Genomic DNA, 2,865 nt, shown 5'->3' on the forward strand with positions numbered 1-2,865 from the left:
CCCGAACCGCATCCCCGGCTTCGCCTGGCAGCGGTATTGCCTGCACTAACTGCAATTCGAACCACCTCCGCCCAGCAGCCTGCAGCGCCACAGACTCCGGAACCTGCCGACAAGGGGCCGACGCCGGCCCCCGCGCCGCCGCGCCCCGGGCAGGGCACGCGATCCGAAGTGCGAACCGAGGAAACGGGAAGGCGCCCCCCTGCTCGCGCTGCCACTCCCACGTCGGACTCGACGCCCCCGCGCACCGAGCTGGCCTCGATTTCGGCAGCCAGCGACGCGGCAGTCATCGGGGACGCCGACTTCCCGCCTGCGGACGATACCCAGGCATCACCGCCGCCGGCGCGCAATGCCAGCCCATCCCCGGCCGATCGCGCCAAGCTCGGCTCCGCGGCAGCCAAACGCGGATGGGGCATTGCACCTATTCGTTGGGGCGGAGAGCTTTCCGCCGGCTTCCGGCGACGCTCGGGAGACGAATCTGCGGCATCGACGGAGCAGGTCTACGAGGCACGGCTGCGGGTCAATTCCTACATCATGCAGCCGTACATCGCCCTCGTTTCGGGCGATATCGGGCTGACCACGATAAGAGCCCAAACCGGGGGTGACGGCTCGGCCGCGAGCAGCAATCTTACCGGCACCTCGATCAACGGAAGCGGCACACTCAATCTCTTTCCCCAAAGCCGCTTCCCGTTCCAGGCAAGCCTCGGCGTATCGGACAGCCGCAGCGACGGTTCCATCGTCGCGAATGACACGCGGCGCACGCGCCTTTCGCTGCGTCAGGACTACCGGCCGATGCGTGGAAGCTGGACGACCTCGGGCCAGTACGACCGCAGCGAACTCGACGGCAGCTTCGGCTCCGATGTGGTGAATCGCTTTACGGGGACTTTCAACTCGAATTTCGACCGGCACTCGTTCTCGACCAATGCCTCGTTGTCGACCAATGACACAATCGAGCAGTCGACCAAGGACTTCTTCATCCTCGGCACCCACGGCTATCGCATGAGCGACGAGCTGACATTCAACTCCAGCGCGAGCTACACCCACCAGGACTTCGAGCTGGGAGACCAGGCAGCGGGATTGGGCGGGACGACCCAGAGCGCCCAGCTGTTCAGCTATGCGTCATGGACTCCCGAAGACTCGAACTGGCGCGGGACGGCCAACGTGCGGTACTTCCAGAGCCGCAGCGACATTGGCGAAACGAGCTTCGACAGCACGAACCTGGGTGGCTCGGCGAGCCTCAGCTACCAGGCCAGCCGCAACCTGAGCTTCTTTGGCACGCTCGGCGTAAACTCGAGCAGCAACGGGGCCACTTCGACCAACCAGAATCTGGGCGCGAATTACACCGGCGACGCGATCACCCTGGGAACCAGCACGATGTACAACTGGTACGGCTCCGCCTCCGTGTCCAACACGACCTCGACGGATGGCGGCAGCCTGCGCTCGAACAGCGTGACTTTCGGTCATTCCGTCAATCGCAGCTGGCTCACCACTGAGCTATCGACGCTCAGCGGGAACCTGAACCAATCGCTCTCGAGCAGCCGCAGCACCGGCCTGGGAGCGGTCAGCACCAACTCCCTTACCAACGGGGCGAGCCTCAGCCTGCAAGCCAGTGCCGGCGACAGCCTTTCAGGTTTTCTGAGCACCAGCGTGTCGGACACAAGAGTTTACGGGGACAGCCCCAGCTCGTACCAGATGCTCAACGTTCAGCTCAGCGGCAACTGGCGCATCAACGCCTACTCCCAGCTTTACTCCAACCTCACCTGGCAGCTCTCCAGGCAACAGTCGGCGAGCGGAGACCGGGTCGTCCTGACCGACGAATTCGGGCGCCCCGTGATTGTCGAGGACACCTCGAAGTCGCGTAACGGCAGCCTTTCCGGCGGACTGGGGTACGGTCACAGCCGCCTCTTCGGCATCCGCGGCCTGCGCTACAATCTCGATTTCCGTGCGAATACCACCCGTGACGATGCGCGCCGACGCGGCGACCCCGACGCCGAACGCAACCCCGACAGGGCGACGCTGGATCTCGATCAACGGCTTCGCTACAGCATCGGACGCCTCGACACCGAGCTGCAGCTGCGCATCGCCGAAATCGAAGGACGCCGCAGCGAACTCCTGTTCTTCCGGGTCGGACGTCAGTTCGGCTCCTTCTAGGTCGAAGGGCTTAGCGTCCGGCGACTCTTGGGTTAAGCTGCCGCAACCTCCCGGCCGCGAGCCAGCTCGACAATCGGGAACGTCTGGAATGGAAACGGAAGAACGATGTCGATTCTCAGGTCCGTTGCCCTCGCGCGCTCGGCCCGACTACTGATTGCCCTGGCCTGCCTTCTGTCGCTCCCCGCTACGGCACAACAGCCACGCTGGCCCTCGATCGCCGAGGACGGCCTGCGCGACCCGAAGGGCCCGGCGACGAAAATCCTCCAGCAACCCGCTGAGGCATTGTCGAAGCTTGCGCCCGACACCGCAGGCAATCAGGTGCGCTGGGTGGAGGCATTGAAGCAGGGACAGATCAAGCCGCGCAGCAGCCTGAAGACCCTCGTCAAGACCGGGGAGTACAACAAGGATGTCTTCCTCAACCTGAAAGGCGGGATGCCTGCCGTACGCTTTCCGCATAGCGTACATAACGAATGGCTGGATTGCTCCAACTGCCACGACCACCTGTTCAAGAAAAAACGCGGCGCGACAGCGATCAGCATGTTTCTGATACTTCAGGGCGAGCAGTGCGGGGTATGCCACGGCGCCGTCGCGTTCCCGCTCACCGAGTGCAGCCGCTGCCACAGCATGAAACGGGAGGACGCCCTCGCGGAGCTCGCACGACAGGAGGCTGAGGCGCAAGCAGAGGCCACGACTGCCCCCCCCCACCCACCGTCACCT

General features: G+C 64.3%; 2 protein-coding genes. Both read left to right on the forward strand.

Translation table 11 applies throughout. From position 1 onward, the window contains the following. On the forward strand, nt 1-2,148 hold a 2,148-nt coding region (locus GO615_RS27450; RefSeq protein ID WP_211167403.1), incomplete at its 5' end, for a serine-rich family protein. 105 nt (nt 2,149-2,253) lie between these two features. After that, nucleotides 2,254-2,865 (forward strand): c(7)-type cytochrome triheme domain-containing protein (locus GO615_RS27455; RefSeq protein ID WP_169133020.1); only part of this gene is annotated, 612 nt, incomplete at its 3' end.

Origin of the sequence: Aromatoleum evansii (genome assembly GCF_012910805.1) — a bacterium.
Classification (GTDB): Bacteria; Pseudomonadota; Gammaproteobacteria; order Burkholderiales; family Rhodocyclaceae; genus Aromatoleum; species Aromatoleum evansii.